We start from the raw sequence: 18,850 nt of genomic DNA on the forward strand, positions 1-18,850 counted from the left end.
TACCGCTCACAGCCCGAAGCGACGCTGGAGGTCTCCCAGCTGTCCGGGAAGGCGCGGTGCCCCGCCCGCTTGTGAAGGGCCTGTGTGCGCCCCACCGGAACCGGGGACTCCGGCGTCCGGCGGGAGCACCCCCGTCGCCTGCTCCGCCATGAGGGTCTCGCTCGACTGGAGCAGCACCGTGCCGGCCCCGACGAACTCGAACTGATGCTCCTCCCCGGAGGCCCCTCCGAGGCCCGTCAGTGCACGTAGACCGCCCATCACGCCGGTCATGTAGCCATGGTCGTAGTGGTGGCACGGCGACGGGCAGTCGGCCCAGCCGACGAGCGCCTGCGGGTCCACCCGGATCGGCGGTTCCATGAACACCACCGGCCCGTTAGATGCGGCCACGAACTTTCCGGTTCCGATCAGCGTCAGAAAACCCGGCACGATCGATTGCTTGAGGGCAAGAGTTGGCTGAAAAGCGAGCAGGTTGCCCGAGCGAATGGTCAGGTTGCCGTCTTCGAGGTCGTACGAATTGACGTCGAAAGCCCGGTCGGCCAGCAGCATCTTGCCGGAGCCCTCCGCCACGACCCAGTCGCTCGCGTGCAGTGGCGAATGGAAGGACGTACGGACAAGTCGGTCCAGCCGGCCGTGCCCGATGCCGTTGAACTCCATCGAGCCGTAGTAGGCGATCATCTTGCCCTTCTGCAGGAACCACTGGTTCCCCTTGAGCTCCACGCAGAAGGTGTACGAGTTCACGTTGTCGTCGCTGGGCAGCGTCATGGGGTCGTACACCGTGGGACCCGCGCCCGGGTAGTGGCTCACAGCTTCTCCTCCGACGCCTGCACGTACACCGCACCGCTGCCGCTGAGCTCCAGCTGGAACGCCTCGCCGGAGCCCCGGCCCACCATGTCCCGCCAGCCCAGCGCCGTCGACAGCTTGTTGCGCACGTCGCCGTGGTGGGCGACGTACGCCTGCGGGTCGACGTGGACCGGGCGCTGCGGGGTGATCGGGACCTCGAGGACACCGCCGTGCGCCATGACCGCCACCGAGCCGTGCCCCTTGAGGGTCGTGGTGAACAGGCCCTGCCCGCTGATCTGCCCGCGCACCATGCCCATCACGCCGCCCTGCGAGCCGAGGAACAGCGTGCCCTGCTGGAGGGTGCCCTCGAAGGCGAGCAGCCGGTCCGCCTCGACGCACAGGGTGTCCCCGGTCAGGTCGATCACCTGGATGTGGTGGCCGCCGTGCCCGAACAGGACCGTGCCGTTGCCCTCGACCGTCATCAGCGGGGTGTCCTCGTTCGCCACCCGGCGCCCGATCATCGACATGATCCCGCCCTGGCCGCCGGCCATGTTCGGGGTGAAGGAGACGTCGCCCTTGTACGCGAGCATCGCGCCGCGCTGACTGAACAGCCGCTGCCCGGGGACGACCGTCGCCTCGATCATCTTGGAGTTGATCTCACGGAAGCCCATCTCAGACGTCCCCCGCGATCGTGTTGCGCTCGCTCGGCTGCACGTACACCAGCCCGTCCCCCTCGAAGCGGATCTGGAAGGCCTCCCCGCCGCCCTCGCCCAGCAGCGTGCGGAACGTCACACCGGACTGGAAGGACTGCCGCAGATTCCCCTGGTGCGCCACATACGCCCCCGGGTCCACCGTCAGCGGGTACTGCGCGCTGACCCGCAGCACCACGGCCGGGCCGTCCGACATGATCGCCGCCTGCCCGTGCCCCTCGACCGTGGTCGTGAACAGCCCGTTGCCCTGGGAGGCGCCGCGCATCCCCGTGAAGGTCGTGCCGGTGCGCAGCCCGCCGTCCGTCGCGAGCAGGTTGCTCGACTCGACGTACAGCTTGTCGCCCTGGAGGCCGACCAGGTTGATCTCCGAGGCCCGGTCCGCGAACCAGCAGGTCCCGTGCCCCTTCACCTCCATCATCGTCATCTGCTCACCGGTCAGGCGCCGGGTCACCATGCCCCGGATGCCCTCGCCGCCGCCGCTCATCTTCTTGAAGGCCATCTGCCCGTCGTACGCGACCATCGAGCCGTTCTTCGCCCTCACGGCGTCCCCGGTCATGTCGACGGCGAGCACCTTGCTGCCCTGGAGTCGGAACATCGCCACGCAGCGAAGGTAACCGCAGGCGCCCCCGGCGGACAGATACCTGCGACGGACTTCACCCCTGACACGACCCTGGGAGGAAGACGCGCGGGCGCCTTCCACCCCCGCGCCCCGGGCGCCCGGCGGGTTTGCCACAATGGCCGGGGCGATTGTGCTTGCGTTCACAAGCGATGCGGGCCGCTCGCCGCCCCTCCCGCCGACTCCACCCCGAAGGTGACCCGTGGACATCAAGACCGCCGGCGCTCTGCGCCGCCTCCGCCTCGTCTCGACCCCCGAGGCGGTGTCGTTCCTGCTCCTGCTCGTCTGCTCGGTGCTGAAGCGGACCACGGACTTCAACGCGGTTCCCGTGATGGGCGCGGTCCACGGCATGCTGTTCGTGCTGTACCTGGTCTTCTGGGCGGACGCCTGGAACCGCGCCAAGTGGCCGCTGGGTACCGCCGCCCTCTACCTCGTCCTGTCCGTCCTGCCGACCGGCGGCTTCTTCGCCGACCGCCGCCTCAAGCGCGAGGCCGAGGACGCGGTGATCGCCTCCCGCGCCCGTAAGGAAGGGGTCGTGAACGCATGATCGTCGCGTTCTCCGTCACCCCGCTCGGTGTCGGCGAGGACGTGGGGGAGTACGTCGCCGACGCCGTCCGGGTGGTCCGCGAGTCCGGACTGCCCCACCGCACCGACGCGATGTTCACCTCGGTCGAGGGCGAGAGCTGGGACGAGGTCATGGACGTCGTCAAGCGCGCCGTCGCGGCCGTCGAGGCGCGCGCGCCCCGGGTCTCCCTGGTGCTGAAGGCCGACATCCGGCCCGGCGTGAGCGACGGCCTCACCTCCAAGGTGGAGACCGTGGAGCGGTACCTGGCCGGGTGACCGGCGGCCGGCGCGCACCGGCCCGCTCCAACCCCCCTCGTCACGGGGGGACTTCGAGGCGCCCCCGGCCGCGGGGGCGCCTCGCGGCGTTCCGGCCGCGCGAAGATCCCTCGGATGGCCCGCGCGGCTCGCGTTCCCCAAAGCCCTGACCCACGATGAAGGCTCAGGGCCGGGACCCGCGTTCGCGCTGGTGGACGAGGGTACGGCCGCCGCTTGCTCCCGCGAAGGAAGGGTCCGCCGGATGACCACTTCGCCCTACACGTCGCAGTCGGCGTTCGACGGCTCCAGGATGCGCGTCCTCCTGTTCGTCGACCTCAAAGAAGGCGCGCAGCACGAGTTCCTGGCCGCCTACGAGCAGATGCGCGACCGCGTCGCGTCGATACCCGGTCACCTCGGTGACCAGCTCTGCCAGTCCGTGGAGAACCCCGCCCAGTGGATCATCACCAGTGAGTGGGAGTCCGCCCCGCCCTACCTCGCCTGGGTCAACAGCGAGGACCACATCGAGACGGTCCGGCCGCTGCAGAACTGCGTCCGTGAGCTCCGCTCGACGCGCTTCGGCGTCGTCCGCGAGACCGGCGGACACCAGCGCCCCACCGGTGGGCTGCAGTCCGCCCCGCGGACCGGCGACGGAGTGATCCGACACGCCCTCACCTTCACCGTCAAGCCCGGTTCCGAGTCCAAGGTCGCGGAGATCCTCGCCGGTTACACCCCGCCGGAGGCCCGCGTCGACGACACCACGCGGCTGCGCCGGACCACCCTCTTCATGCACGGCAACCGCGTCGTGCGCACCGTCGAGGTCGAGGGCGACCTGACCAAGGCGCTGCGCCACGTCTCCCGCCAGCCCGAGATCCGGGCCGTGGAAGAGGCCCTCAACCCGCATCTGGAGCAGGACCGGGACCTCACCGACCCCGACTCGGCCCGCACCTTCTTCATCCGTGCCGCGATGCCGCCCGTCCACCACGTGGCGCGCGGCGGCCCGGAACCGGACGGCATCACCCGGCACGCCCTCTACTACCCGGCCCGGCCGGGGAGCGGGATGGCGCTCGCCGCACTGCTGGGCCGGCAGGACGAGGCGGCCGCCGCCGACCCGGCGTCACCCGTCCACCGCAGCACCGTCTTCCAGCGCGAGGACATCGTCGTCCGCCTGATCGACGTCCGGGGCGACCCCGAGACCGACCCGGTCAGGACGCTCGGCATCCAGGGCCCCCGCAAGGCCGCCGTCCTCGCCCGCCTGCTCGACGGCGAGGCGCTCGGCGTGCCGGGGCCGCTTCCGGGCGAGCGCGAGGCCAACCGCCTCCTCGCCCACGCCGGCATGGCGCTGATCACCGACCGCAGGGCCGCGCAGTCCTGACGGCGCGGGGACCGACACCTCACCGAACGACCTGGAGACAACCCATGGACAAGATGCGCCCGCGCGTCGTGGACCTCAACGAGATCGAGCCGAACCGCAAGCGCGGCGGCGATCTGCGCACCCTGCTCACCCCCGTCACGGTGGGCGCCACGAGCGGCTTCATGGGCCTGGCCATCATGCGGCCGGGCGAACGCATCAGCGAGCACTACCACCCGTACTCGGAGGAGTTCGTGTACGTCGTGGAGGGCCGGCTGGAGGTGGACCTGGACGGAGAAACGTTTCCCCTCCGGGCCGACCAGGGCCTCATGATCCCCATCGACATGCGGCACCGCTTCCGCAACGTCGGTGACGAGGAGGCCCGGATGGTCTTCCATCTCAGCCCGCTGGCCCCCAAGCCGAGCCTCGGCCACGTCGACACCGAGGCCCCGGAGATCAGCGACGACGTCAAGCCGTACCCGCTGGTCCAGGAAGAGGGAGCGAGTCCCGCCCGGCCCGGGGTGTTGTCATGACCCGGCGCGTGGCGGTGACCGGCATAGGCGTGGTCGCCCCCGGCGGCATAGGGGTCCCCGCCTTCTGGGACCTGCTGTCCAGCGGCCGTACGGCGACCCGCGGCATCACCCTGTTCGACCCCGAGGGCCTGCGCTCCCGGATAGCCGCCGAGTGCGACTTCGACCCCGTCGCGCACGGGCTCGACCCCGCTGTCGGCGAACGCGCCGACCGCTACATCCAGTTCGCGCTGGTCGCCGCCCAGGAGGCGGTGACCGACAGCGGGGTCGACTTCGCCGCCGAGAACCCCTGGCGCGTGGCCGTCTCCCTCGGCAGCGCGGTCGGCGGCACCACCCGCCTGGAGCACGACTACGTCCTGGTCAGCGCGCACGGCGAGCGCTGGGACGTCGACCACCGGGCCGCCGAGCCCCAGCTGCACCGGGCGTTCTCGCCCAGCACACTCGCCGCCGACGTCGCCGAACGCTTCGGCGCCCAGGGGCCGGTGCAGACCGTGTCCACCGGCTGCACCTCCGGCCTCGACGCCGTCGGCTACGCCTTCCACACCATCGAGGAGGGCCGCGCCGACATCTGCCTCGCCGGGGCCTCGGACTCCCCGATCTCCCCGATCACCATGGCGTGCTTCGACGCCATCAAGGCCACCTCGCCGAACAACGACGACCCGGCCCACGCCTCACGGCCCTTCGACGCCCACCGCGACGGCTTCGTCATGGGCGAGGGCGCCGCCGTCCTCGTCCTGGAGGAACTGGAGCACGCCCGGGCCCGCGGCGCGCACGTCTACTGCGAGATCGGCGGCTACGCCACGTTCGGCAACGCCTACCACATGACCGGTCTGACCAGTGAGGGCCTGGAGATGGCCCGGGCCATCGACGAGACGCTCGACCACGCGCGGGTGAACCCCACGGAGATCGACTACGTCAACGCGCACGGCTCGGGCACCCGCCAGAACGACCGGCACGAGACCGCCGCCGTCAAGAAGTCGCTGGGCTCCCACGCCTACGACACCCCCATGAGCTCCATCAAGTCCATGGTGGGCCACTCGCTCGGCGCGATCGGCGCGATCGAGGTCGTGGCCTGCGTCCTCGCGCTGGCCCGCCAGGTGGTGCCGCCGACGGCCAACTACGAGACCCCGGACCCCGAGTGCGACCTGGACTACGTCCCGCGCACCGCACGCCCCCGCCGGCTGGACAACGTCCTGTCCGTGGGCAGCGGCTTCGGCGGGTTCCAGTCCGCGGTGCTCCTGACGGGCCCGCAGGGGAGGAGACGACGATGAGTGGTCGACGCACCCGGCGGACGGCCGTCACGGGCATCGGCGTGGTCGCGCCCAACGGACTGCACGCGGACACCTACTGGAAGAACGTCAAGGACGGCACGAGCGTCCTCGACCGGGTCACCCGCGAGGGCTGCGAGCACCTGCCCCTGCGGGTCGCGGGCGAGGTCCGCGGCTTCGACGCCACCGCGCTGATCGAGGAGACCTTCCTCGTCCAGACCGACAAGTTCACCCACTTCGCGCTCGCGGCCGCCGACGCCGCCCTCCAGGACGCCGGGCTCAGCCCCGCCGCCTGGACGAACGCCCCGTACTCCGTGGGCGTCGTCACCGCCGCCGGGTCCGGCGGCGGCGAGTTCGGCCAGCGCGAACTGCAGAAACTGTGGGGCAAGGGCTCCCGGTTCGTCGGGCCCTACCAGTCCATCGCCTGGTTCTACGCGGCCAGCACCGGCCAGATCTCCATCCGCAAGGGCTTCAAGGGCCCCTGCTCGGTGGTGGCCAGCGACGAGGCGGGCGGCCTCGACGCCGTCGCGCACGCCGCCCGGGCCGTGCACCGCGGCACCGACGTCATCGTGGTCGGGGCGGCCGAGGCCCCCCTCGCCCCCTACTCGGCCGTCTGCCAGCTCGGCTACCCCGAGCTCAGCACCGAGGCCGACCCCACCCGCGCCTACCGCCCCTTCACCTCGGCGGCCTGCGGATTCGTCCCCGCCGAGGGCGGAGCCGTCCTGGTCGTCGAGGACCTGGACCGGGCGCGGCGCCGGGGCACGGACGTCCGGGCCACCGTCGCCGGGCACTCCGCCACCTTCACCGGCGCCTCCCGCTGGGACCGCTCCCGCGAAGGGCTCGCGCAGGCCGTCCGGGGCGCCCTCGACGAGGCCGGCTGCGCACCGGAGGAGATCGACGTGGTCTTCGCCGACGCGCTGGGCGTCCCCGAGGCCGACCGCGCCGAGGCACTCGCCCTCGCCGACGCGCTCGGCGCGCACGGCACCCGTGTGCCGGTGACCGCCCCCAAGGCCGGCATCGGGCGCTCCTACTGCGGCGCACCCCTGCTCGACGTCGTGGCCGCGGTGCAGGCCATGGAGCACGGGCTGATCCCGCCGACCCCGGGCGTCTTCGACGTCTGCCACGACATCGACCTGGTGACGTCCTCGGCCCGCCCGGCCGACCTGCGCACCGCCCTCGTCCTCAGCCGGGGACTCATGGGCTCCAACGCGGCGCTCGTCCTGCGCCGGGGCGACACGACCGCCGGATAGACGACAAGGAGAACGCGTATGACGACTCAAGTGACCCAGGTGACCTTCACGGAACTGGCGACCCTGATGAAGCAGGCCGCCGGTGTGACCGTCGACCCGCACGACCTGGAGGGCCGGGCCGACACCCCGTTCGCCGAGTTCGGGCTGGACTCCCTCGGCCTGCTCGGCATCGTGGGCGAGCTGGAGAACCGCCACGGCCGGGCGCTGCCCACCGACGCGGAGCGCTGCAAGAGCCCCCGGGCCTTCCTCGACCTGGTCAACGGCTCGCTCGCGACGGGAGCCTGACATGGCCGGACACACCGAGAACGAGATCACCATCGCCGCGCCCGTCGACCTCGTCTGGGACATGACGAACGACCTGGAGCGCTGGCCCGAGCTGTTCAGCGAGTACGCCTCCTGCGAGGTGCTCTCCCGCGACGGCGACACGGTGACGTTCCGCCTCACCATGCACCCCGACGAGAACGGCAAGGTCTGGAGCTGGGTCTCCGAGCGCGTCGCCGACCGCGAGAAGCTCATCGTCCGCGCCCGCCGTATCGAGACCGGCCCCTTCGCCTACATGAACATCGTGTGGGAGTACGAGGAGACCCCGGACGGCACCCGGATGCACTGGACGCAGGACTTCGAGATGAAGCCCGACGCCCCGGTCGACGACGCGTGGATGACGGACAACATCAACCGCAACTCGCCCATCCAGATGGCCCTCATCCGCGACCGTGTGGAGGCGGCATGCACCACGCACTGATCGTCGCCCGGATGGAGCCCGGCGCCGCCAAGGACATCGCCGGCGTCTTCGCCGACTCCGACCGCGGCGAACTGCCCCACCTCGTGGGCGTCACCCAGCGCTCGCTGTTCCAGTTCGGCGACGTCTACATGCACTTCATCGAGGCCGAGCAGGACCCGGGGCCCGCCATCGCCAAGGTGGCCGGGCACCCCGAGTTCGTCGGCATCAGCCGCCGCCTGGAGGCGTTCGTCAGCCCCTACGACCCGCAGACCTGGCGGAGTCCGAAGGACGCGATGGCCCGCTGCTTCTACCAGTGGCGCAAGGACTGAGCGCAGCACACAGGCCGCCGCCCGCACCGATCCGGTGCGGGCGGCGGCCTTTCGTCCGCCTAGTCCCGGCTACGACCGGTCGAGCGCCGGCATCAGGCGCAGCGCGTTGTCCCGGTTGATCCGCTGGAGCTGCTCCTCGGACAGGAACGGGTCGCTGTCCAGAGCGGGCGTGACGCGGTCGGCGATGACATGGGCGGGCGTGGGCGGCCAGTCAGTGCCGAAGAGGATCCGGTCCGGATCCACCGTCGCCATCAGCGTGGGCGTCGCCGACGGCGACATCGGCCCGGCGGTGTCGAAGTAGAACCGGTGCAGATAGTCGCGGACCCGCTCGGGTTCGACGGCCGGCTCCACGGCCCCGCCGAACAGCTCCAGTCGGGTCGCCATGTAGGGGAGGAAGCCACCGCCGTGCGGCAGGATGAAGCTCAGGTTGGGGTAGCGGTCCAGGGTGCCGTTGCGGATGAGGTTCACGGCCGCGCGGGTCGTGTCCATCAGGAAGTCGCACACGAAGGGCGGCATGCCGGGCAGCCCGCCTCCGCCGTCCTTGCCGGCCGGCACCTCCATGGGATGCGTGCTGACCACCGCGGAGCGCTCGTCGAGCTCACGCAGCAGCCGGTCGTGCGCCGGGTCGCCGAGGAAGACGCCGTTCATGCTGGTCCGGGTGCTCACCCCGACCGCCCCGAGCTCGTCGAGGCCGTGCCGCACGCTCCAGGACGACAGCTCCAGGTCGTCCAGGAAGACCGGGGTGAAGAAGGCGAAGCGCTCCGGGTCGGCCTCGACGACGTCGGCCGCGGCGCGCAGCGCGACCCGGGCGCTCTCCTGGCGTTCGGCGCGCTCCTGGAACCGGCCGAGCATGGCCACGGTCATCACCGCGGTGCCGATGCCCGTCTTGTCCATGATCTCCAGGGCGGCGTCCCGGTCCCAGCGGGTCCACCAGGGCAGCCGCTCCCGGTCGACGACGCCGCGTCGTTCCGCCCAGTCCAGCCAGGCCGGGGCGGTGAAGTGATGGTGGACGTCGATACGTCCGGCGAGAGGGGGCATGGCACACCGTCCTCGGTGCTCGAAGCAGTGGATGGGTGATTCGGCGCGGGTCAGGCGCGGGTCAGTCGCGGCAGAGCACGCTCTGCAGCACGTTCGTCAGCACACGGTCGGCGTCCGGCATCGCCGCGTCGGCCCGCCAGGCGACGAAGCCGTCGGGGCGCACCAGCACCGCGCCGTCCTCGGCGGTGCCGTGCAGCTCGGCCCAGTCGGCGTCCGTCTCCGGGGCCAGGTCGTGGTCGGGACCGGTGCCCACGAGATACGCCTCGACGGGCACGCCCAGATTCGCCGACGCCTTCTGGACCGCGGTCCGCCACTTCTGCCCGCCCGACCCGGCGAGCAGCACGAAGGACTGCTCGTACAGGTCCAGCGTGGAGATCCGGGAGCCGTCCCGGATCACCCACATGTGGGGCGCGCGGCTGCCCGGTTCACCGCCGAGCTCGAAGGCGTCGGGGACGACCGGGCGTTGCGCGGGGGCGTCCACGACGGCCCGGGAGGCGTAGCGGTAGCAGAGGGCGACGGTCATCAGGTCCGCCGGATCGTCGTTGCGGCCCGTCGGGCTGAAGCCGGGGTGCTGCTCGTCGGCGGCCTGGACGCAGGCGCGGGTGCCGGTTTCCAGCGCGACCGGGCGCCGTTCCGCCTCGTACGTGTCCAGCAGCGCCGGGCCCGCCCAGCCGCGCAGCACGGCCGCCAGCTTCCAGGCCAGGTTGTGGGCGTCCTGGATACCGGTGTTGGAGCCGAACGCGCCGGTCGGCGGCATCTCGTGGACGGAGTCCCCGGCGAGCAGGACCCGGCCCTCGCCGTAGGCGTCCGCGACCCGCTTCGAGGCGTGCCAGGGCGCCCGGCCGGTGACCTCGACGTCGATGTCGTCGACGCCGGCCGCGGCGCGGATGTGCGCGGTGAGCCGCTCGTCGGTGAAGTCGTCGAGGGTCTCGCCCCGCGCCGGATACCAGGGCACATGGATGACCCAGCGCTCCTCGTTGTCGACAGGGAGCAGGGCGCCCTCGCCCTCGGGGTCGGTGACGTAGCAGACGACGAAACGTTTCTTGCCGACGTGGTCCTTCAGGTTCCGGCTGCGGAAGGTGACGCTCACGTTGTGGAACAGCTCGCCCGGACCGGACTGCCCGATCCCCAGCCGGGTGCGCACCGGGCTGCGCGGGCCGTCGGCCGCCACCAGGTATTCGGCGCGCACGACACGGGTCGCGCCGGACGCCCGGTCCAGGATCTCGGCCCGCACCCCCTCGCCGTCCTGCTCGAAGGAGACCACCTCGGAGCCGAACCGGATGTCCGCGCCCAACTCCCGCGCGTACTGCAGCAGGACCGGCTCCAGGTCGTTCTGGCTGCACAGGCACCAGTCCGACGAGCTCACCCGGGTGATGTCCATGCCGCCGGAGATGTCCCCGATGATCCAGCGGCGTCTGGACCCGGTGAGGGTGTCCACCTGGAGGATCCCGTCGTTCCCGGAGAGCACGCGCGCCGCCTCACGGATCCGCGGTTCCACCCCGGCGGTCCGGTAGATCTCCATCGTGCGCACGTTGTTGCCCCGGCCGCGCGGGTGCGTGGACGTCCCCTCGTGCCGTTCCACGAGCAGGTGCTGAATTCCGAGGCGTCCCAGGAAGACCGAAGTGGAAAGACCCACCAGGGAGCCGCCGACGACGAGAACTGGTACAGATTCCGCTTCGTGTCCGCTCACGTCGTCGATGTCTACCGTGACGGGCTCCGAGCCACACGTCCTTCACCGACCGAACCCGTATGGCGCAGCACCGTTTGCGGCCCTGAACGCCCCGGGGAACTGTGGCTTCGAAACCACGGACTTTCACGCCAACCCCGGGGACCAGTCATGACGCAAGCGTTCGCATCCGAGGAATCCGAGGCACTGTCGGCACAGGAGGCGGCCGCCGCGGCGTCCTCGTGCAGCCGGGAGTTCCGCGCAAACCCGCACCCCGTGTACGCCGCCCTCAGGGAGTCGGCGCCGGTCTGCCCGCTGTCCCCGCCGCACGGCGTGCAGACGTACCTCATCACGCGTTATGACGACGCCCGCGCCGCCCTCGCCGACCCCCGGTTCAGCAAGGACATGTACGGCGCCATCGACGCCTACCACCGCATCTTCGGCGACTCGTCGATCGCCCTCGACGACAACATGCTCTTCTCCGACCCGCCGAAGCACACCCGGCTGCGGCGCATCGTCGGCAACACCTTCACCCCGAAGCGCGTCGAATCCCTGCGGGCCCGGGTCCAGCAGATCACCGACGAACTGCTCGACGCCTGCCCGACGAACGAGCCGGTGAATCTCCTGCCGGAATTCTGCTTCCCCCTTCCGCTGCAGGTCATCTGTGAACTCCTCGGCGTTCCGGAGAACGAGCGGAAGCAGGCGCAGGAATGGTCCGCGACGGTCGCCCAGACCGGATTCGGTCCGGAGGCGCGCGCGAAACTGGAGATCGCCGAGGGAAATCTCCGCGACTATCTCGTCGACCTGTGCGCGCGTAAGCGCCGGGAGCCCGACAGCGGTCTGCTCAGCGCCCTCGTCACCGCCCAGGACCAGGAGGGCGCCCTCACCGACGGCGAACTCGTCTCCACCGCCTGGGTGCTGCTCTTCGCCGGGCACAAGTCGACGGCGTACCAGATCGGGAACGCGGTCCACCACCTGCTCAGCCGGCCCGACCAGAAGGAACTGGCGTTGAAGGACGCGAGCTCGCTGGCCTCGGCCATCGAGGAGGTCTTCCGGTTCGAGACCTCCGTGGAGAACTCCACGTTCCGCTACGCCAAGGAGGACGTGGTCGTCCGGGACACCCTGATCCCCAAGGGCGCCCTGGTCCAGATCTCCATCACCGGCGCCAACCGGGACCCGGAGATGTTCGCCGCCCCCGACGAGATGGACGTCCGGCGCCCGAACGTCCAGGCCTCGCACCTCGCGTTCGGCTACGGCCCGCACTACTGCGTCGGCGCCCCGCTCGCCCGGCTGGAGATGCAGATCGCCCTGGGCACCCTCTTCGCGCGGCACCCCAAGGTGGCGCTGGCGCAGAAGCCCGAGGACGCGCGCTGGATGACCGTGCCGTTCCCGGCCTTCCGGGGCCTCGCCGAGCTCCCCGTCGTCCTCGACCCGTCATGACGGGCGGAGCCCCGGAGCGGGTACGCGTGGTGCGGCTGCTGCGCGTGCGCGAGGGGATGGAGGCGGACTTCGTGGCGTCCTACCGCGAGGTCCGCCGGGGCTCGGCCGGTGTCCCCGGCCATCTCGGCGAGCAGCTGTGCCGCTCGCTGGACGACCCCGCCCAGTGGCTGCTCACCAGTGAGTGGGAGAGCTTCGAGGCGGTACGGGCCTGGCGCACCGGCTCCGCGCACCGGACCCTGGTCGAGCCGATGAACGCCTGTCTGCACGACGACCGCTGGACGGCGGTCTTCCAGGTCAGGGAGAGCACCACCGCCTGAGCGGCCGGCGCGGGGCGCCGGGAGCGGGACCGAAGGGCGAGACGGGGCTGACCAGCATGTGACCGGCCGGTAAGGTCGGGGACGTGCCGAAGCCGCTCAGTCTTCCCTTCGACCCCATCGCCCGCGCCGACGAACTCTGGAAGCAGCGCTGGGGCAGCGTGCCGTCCATGGCCGCCATCACGTCGATCATGCGCGCCCAGCAGATCCTCCTCGCCGAGGTCGACTCGGTGGTCAAGCCGTACGGGCTGACGTTCGCCCGGTACGAGGCGCTGGTGCTGCTGAACTTCTCCAAGGCCGGCGAGCTGCCGATGTCCAAGATCGGCGAGCGGCTGATGGTGCACCCCACGTCGGTGACGAACACCGTCGACAGGCTGGTGCGCTCCGGCCTGGTGGCCAAGCGCCCCAACCCCAACGACGGGCGCGGCACCCTCGCCTCCATCACCGACAAGGGCCGCGAGGTCGTCGACGCCGCCACCCGCGATCTGATGGCCATGGACTTCGGACTCGGGGTGTACGACGCCGAAGAGTGCGCGGAGATCTTCGCGATGCTGCGCCCGCTGCGGGTCGCGGCACATGACTTCGAGGAGAGCTGACCCCGGCCAAGATCTCCCGGAACAGGTGGTTACGCTCTTCTGCATGAAGAAGAGCGTCCTGACCCGCTACCGGGTGATGGCCTACGTCACCGCCGTCATGCTGCTCGTGCTGTGCACCTGCATGGTGTTCAAGTACGGCTTCGACATGGGCGAGGACGTCACCTTCGCCGTCTCCCAGGTGCACGGCTTCCTCTACATCGTCTACCTGATCTTCGCGTTCGACCTCGGGTCCAAGGCGAAGTGGCCGTTCGGGAAGCTGCTCTGGGTGCTCCTCTCCGGCACCATTCCGCTGGCCGCCTTCTTCGTGGAGCGCAAGGTCACACGGGATGTGGAACCGCTGGTCAGCGGCGTGGAGCCGGCTGTCGCCAAGGCCTGATCCGACCGCCGCGCCCCGGGTGCGGCGGTTCTCCCATCGACATTTACTAGGACGTCCAAGTAAATTCATGGGTATGGACGCTGACGCCATCGAGGAGGGCCGCCGCCGCTGGCAGGCCCGGTACGACGCCGCGCGCAAGCGCGACGCAGACTTCACCACGCTCTCCGGGGACCCCGTGGAGCCGGTGTACGGGCCCCGGCCGGGAGACAGGTACGAGGGCTTCGAGCGGATCGGCTGGCCCGGGGAGTACCCCTTCACCCGCGGGCTCTACCCGACCGGCTACCGAGGGCGGACGTGGACCATCCGGCAGTTCGCCGGGTTCGGCAACGCCGAGCAGACCAACGAGCGCTACAAGATGATCCTCGGCAACGGCGGAGGCGGTCTCTCCGTCGCCTTCGACATGCCGACCCTCATGGGCCGCGACTCCGACGACCCGCGCTCGCTCGGCGAGGTCGGGCACTGCGGCGTCGCCATCGACTCCGCCGCCGACATGGAGGTCCTGTTCAAGGACATCCCCCTCGGCGACGTGACCACGTCCATGACCATCAGCGGGCCCGCCGTGCCCGTCTTCTGCATGTACCTGGTGGCCGCCGAGCGCCAGGGCGTCGACCCGGGCGTGCTCAACGGCACCCTGCAGACCGACATCTTCAAGGAGTACATCGCGCAGAAGGAGTGGCTCTTCCAGCCCGAGCCGCATCTGCGCCTCATCGGCGACCTGATGGAGCACTGCGCGGCCGGCATCCCCGCCTACAAGCCGCTGTCCGTCTCCGGGTACCACATCCGCGAGGCCGGGGCCACGGCCGCGCAGGAGCTGGCGTACACCCTCGCGGACGGCTTCGGCTACGTCGAGCTGGGCCTCAGCCGCGGCCTCGACGTCGACGTCTTCGCGCCGGGCCTGTCCTTCTTCTTCGACGCCCATGTCGACTTCTTCGAGGAGATCGCCAAGTTCCGCGCGGCCCGCCGCATCTGGGCGCGCTGGATGCGGGACGTGTACGGGGCGCAGAGCGAGAAGGCGCAGTGGCTGCGGTTCCACACCCAGACCGCCGGTGTCTCGCTCACCGCGCAGCAGCCGTACAACAACGTCGTCCGCACCGCGGTCGAGGCGCTCGCCGCGGTGCTCGGCGGGACCAACTCCCTGCACACCAACGCCCTCGACGAGACGCTCGCGCTCCCCTCCGAGCAGGCCGCCGAGATCGCGCTCCGTACCCAGCAGGTCCTCATGGAGGAGACCGGCGTCGCCAACGTCGCCGACCCGCTGGGCGGCTCCTGGTACATCGAGCAGCTCACCGACCGGATCGAGGCCGACGCCGAGAAGATCTTCGACCAGATCAAGGAGCGCGGCCTGCGCGCCCACCCCGACGGCAGGCACCCCATCGGGCCGATCACCTCCGGCATCCTGCGCGGGATCGAGGACGGCTGGTTCACCGGCGAGATCGCCGAGTCCGCCTTCCAGTACCAGCGCTCCCTGGAGAAGGGCGACAAGAAGGTCGTCGGCGTCAACGTCCACACCGGCTCGGTCACCGGCGACCTGGAGATCCTGCGGGTCAGCCACGAGGTGGAGCGCGAGCAGGTGCGGGTGCTGGCCACCCGCAAGGCCGCCCGCGACGACGCCGCCGTACGCACCGCGCTGGACGCGATGCTGGACGCCGCCCGCAGCGGCGCCAACATGATCGAGCCGATGCTGGACGCCGTACGCGCCGAGGCCACCCTGGGCGAGATCTGCGACGTCCTGCGCGACGAGTGGGGCGTCTACACGGAGCCGGCGGGCTTCTGAGCCCCATCGGAGGGCGGCCGCGGCCGACGCTCAGTCGCCGGCCGTGGCCGCCCCCGCCAGCCCCAGCAGGAGCACCTGGGTGAAGCCGCGCACCCACTCCTCGTCCGCCGGATGCCCGCTCACCAGCGTCCGGTGCACGACGGCCCCCGCGACCATGTCGAAGATGAGGTCGGCCGTCCGGTCCGACTCCGCAGGGCCCGACGGCGGCGGCAGCTCCCCGCGGCCCTGGGCGCGCGCCCGGCCCTCGAGCACCAGCCGCTTCTGCCGGTCCACGATCGAGGTGCGGATACGGTCGCGCAGCGCCTCGTCCCGGGTCGACTCCGCCACGACCGCCATCAGCCCGCTCTTCGCCTCCGGCCGGGCCAGGATCGCCGCGAACTGCAGCACGACGCCCTCGATGTCGGCGGCCAGACTGCCCCGGTCGGGCAGCCGCAGCGCGTCGAAGAGTTCGGCGACCGCGTCCACGACCAGTTCGTGCTTGCCGGACCAGCGGCGGTAGAGGGTCGTCTTCGCCACCCCGGCCCGGGTCGCCACATCGCCGAGGGTGAGCTTCGACCAGCCCAGTTCGACCAGCGCCTCCCGGGTGGCCGCCAGGATCGCCGCGTCCGCGGCGGCGCTGCGCGGGCGTCCCGGGCGGGCGGGAACGGACTGGCTCTCCATGGTTCGACCCTATCCGTGCGGATGTCGTGCGGCCGGTGAGGGAGATCACGGCCGGGGGGTGTCCAGGGGGCCTCCGATGCCATTACGCTACGACTCGTAGCGAAAGCGATGACCACGCTTGACCACGCACCACGCTTGACCACGCTGACGCGGGTGGGGACCCGCGTCGAACCACACCGGCCCGGGCCGGTTTTCACACCGCTTTTCACAGGGCGCGCCGAACGGGGGAGGATAGACGCATGCAGCCACGGAACATGTCCATGAGCGGGGTCGTCGACCTCGCCGCGGTGAAGGCGGCCCAGGAGGCCAAGGCGAAGGCGGAGCAGGCGCGAGCCCAGGCCGCCCGGCAGGGCGGGCCGGGAGCCGTGTCACCCGCCGACCTCGTCATCGACGTGGATGAGGCGGGCTTCGAGCGCGACGTCCTCCAGCGCTCCGCCGAGGTACCGGTCGTCATCGACTTCTGGGCCGAGTGGTGCGAGCCGTGCAAGCAGCTGAGCCCGCTCCTGGAGCGGCTCACCGTCGAGTACAACGGCCGTCTCCTCCTCGCCAAGATCGACGTCGACGCCAACCAGATGCTGATGCAGCAGTTCGGCGTGCAGGGCATCCCCGCCGTCTTCGCGGTCGTCGCCGGCCAGGCGCTGCCCCTCTTCCAGGGCGCGGCCGGCGAGGCGCAGATCCGCCAGACGCTGGACCAGCTCGTCGCGGTGGCCGAGCAGCGCTTCGGGCTCACCGGCCTCGCCGTCGACCCCGAGGCCGAGCCGGGCGGCGCCCAGACCGCCCCCGAGGTGCCCGCCGGTCCGTACGACGCCCAGCTCGAGGCCGCCGTCGAGGCCCTGGACGCCGGCGATCTGGCCGGTGCCGTCCAGGCGTACAGGAACGTCCTGGCCGACGACCCGGCGAACAGCGAGGCCAAGCTGGGCCTCGCGCAGGCCGAGCTGCTCCAGCGGGTGCAGGGCCTCGACCCGCAGCAGGTGCGCAAGGACGCCGCCGACCGGCCCGCCGATGTGCAGGCGCAGATCGCCGCCGCCGACCTGGACCTGGTGGGCGGGCACGTCGAGGACGCCTTCGGCCGGCTCATCGAGGCGATCGGGCGCACGGCGGGCGACGACCGGGACGCCGTACGGCTGCGGCTGCTGGAGCTGTTCGAGGTCGTCGGCGCCGACGATCCTCGGGTGGCGGCGGCGCGCAGGGCGCTGGCGCGGGCGCTGTTCTAGGCGCTCCGCGACCGGGGCGAGGGGCCGGTTCCGACCGGTCGTCGATCGCTCTGCGCCATGTTGCGGCAGTGAAGGGATTGGCCGACAGAGCATCCAGGCGGCCGCGCTTTGCCAAATCTTGGTAATCGCGGCCGCCGTTACTGCGGGTAAGTCGCAGGCGTCGTTCTGTCGGTTTTCGTCTGTCCATTCTTGGATTTGTCCGGTCGTCCGGGGCCACCCTGTGTCGTCGACCGAGACCGGCGGGTCGTTGTTCGGTTATCCCGCCGTTACTACCCAGTAACGAGGCCCCTTGTGCGGGCGGCGAGAATGCACCACGATCGGCCACGCTCGGTCCTGTTCCCCACCCCCGACAGCCGGTCGGGTCGCGGGAGTTCCTGGGTCCCCACCGAGCAGAGCCGGCGGCAGTGGCGCCGGCTCTTGGGCAGGGGGGTCTTCACCCGTTTCGGTGAAGCCTGTCCAGCAAGGTTGTGCGTGATGCGTGTCAGGCGCGACCAGTGGTTGTCGCTCGGGGGTGATCGCCGGTGATTCGGGCGCGGTTCTCGCGCCACCGAGCGCGGGCGCTCTCCTTCCCGAGGACGTAGCACTTCTCCCATCCCTGCCCGGCTGAGCCGTCGAGCCGACAGTGGCAGCCAGGGCCGGAGATGTACGTCCGAGAAGGAGGAAATATGGAGTCCCAGGTGCGTGGCGGGACCAGATGGAAGCGGTTCGCTGTGGTCATGGTGCCCAGCGTCGCCGCCACGGCAGCGATAGGTGTCGCCCTCGCGCAGGGCGCTCTGGCAGCGTCGTTCAGCGTTTCGGGTCAGTCGTTCAAGGTGACGACGGACAAGCTCACCGGTACCGGTTTCTCGCAGTACGGCGCTCTTGACGAGGGTTACACGCTCTCCGGCAAGAAGACGGTTCACCCCGTCGCCGTCTCGGCGTTCACGAACGCCACGATCAACAACCTGTGCCAGTCGGTCGTCACCCCGGACCTGCCGTTCGTCGGTGACGTGAGCCTGGTCCTGCGGGCCGGCACCGACCCGAAGAAGCCGGTCGAGGCGAAGAACCTCTACATCGACGTCGCCGACCTGAAGGCCGACGCCGAGTTCACGAACATCGACATCGGTGTGGCCGCCAAGGACGCCAACAAGGGTCCGGGCATGAAGGGCGGCGGCGAGCAGGCCAACCCGTACGGGTTCGCCCAGCAGGCCGAGAAGGCCGTCCTCACGGACGTGAAGCAGACGGCGTGGGCGACCACCGCCGGAACCTTCAAGCTCAGCGGCCTGAAGATGTCGCTGTCGACGGACGGCGCGGAGTGCTACTGAGCACTCTCTGACGGGCGGGGGAGCCGGTGGCACCCCCGCCCGTGCACTCTCCACCCGTCTGCCGCGCAGGCGGGCGGGCCAACGACTCACCCTCGCT

At 70.9% G+C, this 18,850-nt stretch carries 22 protein-coding genes; 16 read left to right on the top strand and 6 right to left on the bottom strand.

The genetic code is table 11. The features are described from left to right. Positions 1 to 6: 6 nt before the first annotated feature. Genes KBY32_RS04990 through KBY32_RS05000 form a run of 3 tightly spaced genes read right to left on the bottom strand, consistent with a single transcriptional unit; the run spans position 7 to position 2,085 of the window. Positions 7 to 804 carry an AIM24 family protein gene (locus KBY32_RS04990; protein WP_108708745.1) on the bottom strand — a complete coding sequence of 266 codons (798 nt, stop codon included), beginning with the start codon at positions 802 to 804 and terminating at the stop codon, positions 7 to 9. Further along, positions 801 to 1,451, bottom strand: coding sequence for an AIM24 family protein (locus KBY32_RS04995; RefSeq protein ID WP_055625001.1), 651 nt, complete (start codon positions 1,449 to 1,451; stop codon positions 801 to 803). The genes KBY32_RS04990 and KBY32_RS04995 overlap by 4 nt, the downstream gene beginning before the upstream one ends. 1 nt (position 1,452) lies before the next feature. Then, a complete protein-coding gene (locus KBY32_RS05000; RefSeq protein ID WP_055625000.1) occupies positions 1,453 to 2,085 on the bottom strand; it encodes an AIM24 family protein in 633 nt (210 codons plus the stop codon). A gap of 223 nt (positions 2,086 to 2,308) precedes the next feature. On the opposite strand from KBY32_RS05000, the gene KBY32_RS05005 reads away from it, so the two are divergent. The 9 genes from KBY32_RS05005 to KBY32_RS05045 all read left to right on the top strand — a co-directional run bounded on the left by KBY32_RS05005 (position 2,309) and on the right by KBY32_RS05045 (position 8,371). Next, on the top strand, positions 2,309 to 2,653 hold the full coding sequence (locus tag KBY32_RS05005; protein WP_055624999.1) for a DUF3817 domain-containing protein: 345 nt from the start codon (positions 2,309 to 2,311) through the stop codon (positions 2,651 to 2,653). Further along, positions 2,650 to 2,946, top strand: coding sequence for an MTH1187 family thiamine-binding protein (locus KBY32_RS05010; protein ID WP_055624998.1), 297 nt, complete (start codon positions 2,650 to 2,652; stop codon positions 2,944 to 2,946). Before KBY32_RS05005 ends, KBY32_RS05010 begins: the two co-directional genes overlap by 4 nt. A gap of 241 nt (positions 2,947 to 3,187) precedes the next feature. After that, complete coding sequence (locus tag KBY32_RS05015) at positions 3,188 to 4,297, top strand: SchA/CurD-like domain-containing protein (protein WP_210979012.1); 1,110 nt, start codon at positions 3,188 to 3,190, stop codon at positions 4,295 to 4,297. 44 nt (positions 4,298 to 4,341) lie between these two features. Next, positions 4,342 to 4,806 (top strand): cupin domain-containing protein, encoded by a 465-nt coding sequence (locus tag KBY32_RS05020; protein WP_055624996.1) that lies wholly within the window; start codon positions 4,342 to 4,344, stop codon positions 4,804 to 4,806. Next, on the top strand, positions 4,803 to 6,074 hold the full coding sequence (locus KBY32_RS05025) for a beta-ketoacyl synthase (RefSeq protein ID WP_055624995.1): 1,272 nt from the start codon (positions 4,803 to 4,805) through the stop codon (positions 6,072 to 6,074). Before KBY32_RS05020 ends, KBY32_RS05025 begins: the two co-directional genes overlap by 4 nt. After that, entirely contained in the window at positions 6,071 to 7,321 is a 1,251-nt protein-coding gene (locus KBY32_RS05030) for a beta-ketoacyl synthase N-terminal-like domain-containing protein (protein ID WP_210979013.1), read from the top strand. Before KBY32_RS05025 ends, KBY32_RS05030 begins: the two co-directional genes overlap by 4 nt. Positions 7,322 to 7,339: 18 nt before the next feature. Beyond that, complete coding sequence (locus KBY32_RS05035; protein WP_055624993.1) at positions 7,340 to 7,606, top strand: acyl carrier protein; 267 nt, start codon at positions 7,340 to 7,342, stop codon at positions 7,604 to 7,606. A gap of 1 nt (position 7,607) precedes the next feature. Then, positions 7,608 to 8,063, top strand: a complete 456-nt coding sequence (locus KBY32_RS05040) for an SRPBCC family protein (protein ID WP_055624992.1) — start codon at positions 7,608 to 7,610, stop codon at positions 8,061 to 8,063. Beyond that, positions 8,048 to 8,371, top strand: coding sequence for a TcmI family type II polyketide cyclase (locus KBY32_RS05045; RefSeq protein ID WP_055624991.1), 324 nt, complete (start codon positions 8,048 to 8,050; stop codon positions 8,369 to 8,371). The genes KBY32_RS05040 and KBY32_RS05045 overlap by 16 nt, the downstream gene beginning before the upstream one ends. Before the next feature lie 69 nt (positions 8,372 to 8,440). Here KBY32_RS05045 and KBY32_RS05050 read toward each other — a convergent pair whose 3' ends face one another. Then, positions 8,441 to 9,409 carry an amidohydrolase family protein gene (locus KBY32_RS05050; protein ID WP_210979014.1) on the bottom strand — a complete coding sequence of 323 codons (969 nt, stop codon included), beginning with the start codon at positions 9,407 to 9,409 and terminating at the stop codon, positions 8,441 to 8,443. A 61-nt stretch (positions 9,410 to 9,470) separates the two neighbouring features. Then, on the bottom strand, positions 9,471 to 11,099 hold the full coding sequence (locus KBY32_RS05055; protein WP_210979015.1) for an FAD-dependent monooxygenase: 1,629 nt from the start codon (positions 11,097 to 11,099) through the stop codon (positions 9,471 to 9,473). A gap of 147 nt (positions 11,100 to 11,246) precedes the next feature. Between KBY32_RS05055 and KBY32_RS05060 the strand changes: the two genes are divergently transcribed. The 5 genes from KBY32_RS05060 to KBY32_RS05080 all read left to right on the top strand — a co-directional run bounded on the left by KBY32_RS05060 (position 11,247) and on the right by KBY32_RS05080 (position 15,575). Beyond that, entirely contained in the window at positions 11,247 to 12,515 is a 1,269-nt protein-coding gene (locus tag KBY32_RS05060) for a cytochrome P450 (RefSeq protein ID WP_210979016.1), read from the top strand. Next, positions 12,512 to 12,832: an antibiotic biosynthesis monooxygenase gene (locus KBY32_RS05065; protein WP_055624987.1), complete on the top strand. Its 321-nt coding sequence runs from the start codon at positions 12,512 to 12,514 to the stop codon at positions 12,830 to 12,832. The genes KBY32_RS05060 and KBY32_RS05065 overlap by 4 nt, the downstream gene beginning before the upstream one ends. A gap of 83 nt (positions 12,833 to 12,915) precedes the next feature. Continuing rightward, positions 12,916 to 13,425, top strand: a complete 510-nt coding sequence (locus tag KBY32_RS05070) for a MarR family winged helix-turn-helix transcriptional regulator (RefSeq protein WP_055624986.1) — start codon at positions 12,916 to 12,918, stop codon at positions 13,423 to 13,425. A gap of 43 nt (positions 13,426 to 13,468) precedes the next feature. Beyond that, on the top strand, positions 13,469 to 13,801 hold the full coding sequence (locus KBY32_RS05075; protein WP_055624985.1) for a DUF3817 domain-containing protein: 333 nt from the start codon (positions 13,469 to 13,471) through the stop codon (positions 13,799 to 13,801). Between the two features lie 73 nt (positions 13,802 to 13,874). After that, positions 13,875 to 15,575 carry a methylmalonyl-CoA mutase gene (locus KBY32_RS05080; protein WP_210979017.1) on the top strand — a complete coding sequence of 567 codons (1,701 nt, stop codon included), beginning with the start codon at positions 13,875 to 13,877 and terminating at the stop codon, positions 15,573 to 15,575. A 30-nt stretch (positions 15,576 to 15,605) separates the two neighbouring features. Here the strand turns inward: KBY32_RS05080 and KBY32_RS05085 are convergent, their stop codons facing one another. Further along, on the bottom strand, positions 15,606 to 16,235 hold the full coding sequence (locus KBY32_RS05085) for a TetR/AcrR family transcriptional regulator (protein WP_210979018.1): 630 nt from the start codon (positions 16,233 to 16,235) through the stop codon (positions 15,606 to 15,608). Positions 16,236 to 16,474: 239 nt separating this feature from the next. Here KBY32_RS05085 and KBY32_RS05090 point away from each other — a divergent pair, with 239 nt between their 5' ends. Beyond that, the gene (locus KBY32_RS05090) at positions 16,475 to 17,449 is read left to right on the top strand and encodes a tetratricopeptide repeat protein (RefSeq protein WP_210979019.1); all 975 of its coding nucleotides are present in this window, start codon (positions 16,475 to 16,477) and stop codon (positions 17,447 to 17,449) included. A 665-nt stretch (positions 17,450 to 18,114) separates the two neighbouring features. Beyond that, complete coding sequence (locus KBY32_RS05095; RefSeq protein WP_108708761.1) at positions 18,115 to 18,753, top strand: DUF6230 family protein; 639 nt, start codon at positions 18,115 to 18,117, stop codon at positions 18,751 to 18,753. Positions 18,754 to 18,850 lie beyond the last annotated feature (97 nt).

Source organism: Streptomyces sp. RK62, from assembly GCF_018070255.1.
Lineage (GTDB): Bacteria > Actinomycetota > Actinomycetes > Streptomycetales > Streptomycetaceae > Streptomyces > Streptomyces nigra.

Excerpts from the sequence above, each read along its gene's own strand:
- KBY32_RS05025 (WP_055624995.1), top strand. The coding sequence starts at position 4,803 with ATGACCCGGCGCGTGGCGGTGACCGGCATAGGCGTGGTCGCCCCCGGC.
- KBY32_RS05080 (WP_210979017.1), top strand. The coding sequence starts at position 13,875 with ATGGACGCTGACGCCATCGAGGAGGGCCGCCGCCGCTGGCAGGCCCGG.
- KBY32_RS05060 (WP_210979016.1), top strand. The coding sequence starts at position 11,247 with ATGACGCAAGCGTTCGCATCCGAGGAATCCGAGGCACTGTCGGCACAG.
- KBY32_RS05015 (WP_210979012.1), top strand. The coding sequence starts at position 3,188 with ATGACCACTTCGCCCTACACGTCGCAGTCGGCGTTCGACGGCTCCAGG.
- KBY32_RS05035 (WP_055624993.1), top strand. The coding sequence starts at position 7,340 with ATGACGACTCAAGTGACCCAGGTGACCTTCACGGAACTGGCGACCCTG.
- KBY32_RS05030 (WP_210979013.1), top strand. The coding sequence starts at position 6,071 with ATGAGTGGTCGACGCACCCGGCGGACGGCCGTCACGGGCATCGGCGTG.
- KBY32_RS05085 (WP_210979018.1), bottom strand. The coding sequence starts at position 16,235 with ATGGAGAGCCAGTCCGTTCCCGCCCGCCCGGGACGCCCGCGCAGCGCC.
- KBY32_RS05065 (WP_055624987.1), top strand. The coding sequence starts at position 12,512 with ATGACGGGCGGAGCCCCGGAGCGGGTACGCGTGGTGCGGCTGCTGCGC.
- KBY32_RS05000 (WP_055625000.1), bottom strand. The coding sequence starts at position 2,085 with ATGTTCCGACTCCAGGGCAGCAAGGTGCTCGCCGTCGACATGACCGGG.
- KBY32_RS04995 (WP_055625001.1), bottom strand. The coding sequence starts at position 1,451 with ATGGGCTTCCGTGAGATCAACTCCAAGATGATCGAGGCGACGGTCGTC.
- KBY32_RS05095 (WP_108708761.1), top strand. The coding sequence starts at position 18,115 with ATGGAGTCCCAGGTGCGTGGCGGGACCAGATGGAAGCGGTTCGCTGTG.
- KBY32_RS05090 (WP_210979019.1), top strand. The coding sequence starts at position 16,475 with ATGCAGCCACGGAACATGTCCATGAGCGGGGTCGTCGACCTCGCCGCG.
- KBY32_RS05050 (WP_210979014.1), bottom strand. The coding sequence starts at position 9,409 with ATGCCCCCTCTCGCCGGACGTATCGACGTCCACCATCACTTCACCGCC.
- KBY32_RS05045 (WP_055624991.1), top strand. The coding sequence starts at position 8,048 with ATGCACCACGCACTGATCGTCGCCCGGATGGAGCCCGGCGCCGCCAAG.
- KBY32_RS05010 (WP_055624998.1), top strand. The coding sequence starts at position 2,650 with ATGATCGTCGCGTTCTCCGTCACCCCGCTCGGTGTCGGCGAGGACGTG.
- KBY32_RS05040 (WP_055624992.1), top strand. The coding sequence starts at position 7,608 with ATGGCCGGACACACCGAGAACGAGATCACCATCGCCGCGCCCGTCGAC.
- KBY32_RS05020 (WP_055624996.1), top strand. The coding sequence starts at position 4,342 with ATGGACAAGATGCGCCCGCGCGTCGTGGACCTCAACGAGATCGAGCCG.
- KBY32_RS05075 (WP_055624985.1), top strand. The coding sequence starts at position 13,469 with ATGAAGAAGAGCGTCCTGACCCGCTACCGGGTGATGGCCTACGTCACC.